This is a genomic window from Streptomyces boluensis (genome assembly GCF_009908195.1).
GTDB lineage: Bacteria > Actinomycetota > Actinomycetes > Streptomycetales > Streptomycetaceae > Streptomyces > Streptomyces boluensis.
The window spans coordinates 1-2,017 of record NZ_JAAAHS010000661.1; the positions used below are offsets into that span (position 1 = coordinate 1).

At 73.3% G+C, this 2,017-nt stretch carries 2 protein-coding genes; one reads left to right on the plus strand and one right to left on the minus strand.

Annotation, left to right across the window (positions count from 1 at the left end):
* Positions 1-66: 66 nt before the first annotated feature.
* Positions 67-1,059: a D-2-hydroxyacid dehydrogenase gene (locus GUY60_RS37195; protein WP_161705921.1), complete on the minus strand. Its 993-nt coding sequence runs from the start codon at positions 1,057-1,059 to the stop codon at positions 67-69.
* A 198-nt stretch (positions 1,060-1,257) separates the two neighbouring features.
* Here GUY60_RS37195 and GUY60_RS37200 point away from each other — a divergent pair.
* Positions 1,258-2,017, plus strand: a 760-nt coding sequence (locus GUY60_RS37200) for a maleate cis-trans isomerase family protein (protein ID WP_161705922.1), incomplete at its 3' end; no start/stop codon positions are given.

A 2,017-nucleotide genomic window follows, 5' to 3' on the forward strand; every position in this document is an offset into this window, starting at 1 on the left:
GCCCCTGGACCCCACCACCGGCTTCCACTCCTGCACCGGGCATGCGGGCCTCTTCCTGTACGTACGTCATCGGGGCGCTCCTTCGACGGGGGTGACCGGCACGTATCCGAGCTTCTTGTCGACCACGTTGCGCAAGGGGCGGCCCGCGCGCCAGCGGGTGAAGTTGTCGACGAAGACCTCCGCCAGGTCGTCGAGCCAGGTCGTGGTGTCCGCCGACATGTGCGGGGACACAAGCAGGCCCGGTGCGTCCCACAGCGGACTGTCCCGGTCCAGCGGCTCCTCCCGGAACACGTCGAGCGCCGCGCCGCCCAACCGCCCCTGCCGCAGCGCGTACAGCAGGTCCTCCTCGACGACGAGCGGCCCGCGCCCCACGTTGAGGAAGCGGGCGCCGCGCTTCATCAGGGCGAAGGCACGCGCGTCGAACATGTCCCGCGTCTGCTCGGTCAGCGGGGCGGCGGCCACCACCCAGTCGGCGTCCGGCAGCAGCGCGTCGAGCTCGGCGAAGGCGTGCACCCGGCCCACCTCGGGGTCGTCCGTACGCGCGGTCCGCCCCACCAGGGACACCCGCAGGCCGAGCGCGGCCAGGGTGCGCGCGGTGGCCCGCCCGATGGGCCCGCCGCCCACCACGACGGCCCGGGTCCCGGCGACCCGCTCGGTGACCCGGTGCTCCCAGACCCGCTCCCGCTGGCGCGCGTACGTACCGGCGAAGTCCTTGGCGAGGGCCAGCACCTGGCCCGCCACGTACTCCGCGATGGGCTGCTCGAAGACGCCGCGCGCGTTGGTGACGACCGTGTCCGAGTCGACCAGGGCGGGGAACATCAGCCGGTCCACCCCGGCGCTCGCGGTGTGCACCCAGCGCGGGCCGCCCGCGCGCGGCCAGACGGCGGGCAGCGCGTCGGTGCTGAAGTCCCAGACGAGCAGCGCGTCCGCGCCGGGCAGCTCGGCCGCGAGCCGCTCCTCGGTGACGGTCCGCAGCTCGGCCAGACCCGCGAGCGGAGCGAGCCCGGCGGGCGGCTCACCGCTGAGGACCAGGACGCGCGGGGTGGTGGTGTCGGTCATACGGAAGCCGTCCTTCGGATCGGTACGGACTGTCGCGGTACGGGCTGTCGACGGGCCCTCACCAGGCACCCTCACCAGGCATTGACACGCTAGGCAGCAGATCCGTAGATTGTCAACAATCTACCGTCTGTACGGACGGTCACCCCCCACGGCAGCGCAGCTCCACACCTCCATACGCAGCGTCGAAGGGGAACCGCATTGGACATCACCACCCTCGGCGGCCCACTGCCCCAGTGCGGCGTCGGCGTAGTCGCCCCGTTCGACTTCGCCCTCGACCGCGAACTGTGGCGCTGGGTGCCCGACGAGGTCTCCCTGCACATCACCCGCACCCCGTACGTACCGGTCGAGGTGAGCCTCGACATGGCGCGCCTGATCAGCGAGCACGAGACCCTGCGCGCCGCCGTCTCGGCCCTCCAGGAGGTCGAGCCGCGCGCCCTCGCGTACGCCTGCACGTCCGGCAGTTTCATCGGCGGGCCGGCGGGCGAGCAGGCGATGTGCGCGCAGTTGAGCAGCGCGTCGGGCGGGCTCCCGGCCGTCACCACCTCCGGCGCGCTCCTGGAGGCCCTGGCCGACCTCGGCGTCCGCCGGATCGCCGTGCTCACGCCGTACACCCGGTCGGTGACGGACTCCCTCGTCGAGTACCTGCGCCTGGTCGGCGTCGAGGTCACCGGGCGCGCGGACCTGGGCCTGACCCGGAACATCCGGGCGGTGCCCTACCGCGAGGTGGCCGACCTGGCCCTCGAGGCCACCCGCGGCGGCGCCGAGGCGCTTTTCATCAGCTGCGCCAACCTCCCCACGTACGACGCGATCCCGCAGCTGGAGGCCGAGCTGCGGATGCCGGTGCTGTCCGCGAACCAGGTCACGATGTGGGCCGCGCTGCGCCGCATAGGCCTCCGCCCGGTCGGCGCCTACCAGTCCCTCATCGACCCGCAGGCCCGCGCCGCCACCCAGCCCCGAC

Coding starts and splice junctions, on each gene's coding strand:
- GUY60_RS37195 (WP_161705921.1), bottom strand. CDS start 1,059: ATGACCGACACCACCACCCCGCGCGTCCTGGTCCTCAGCGGTGAGCCG.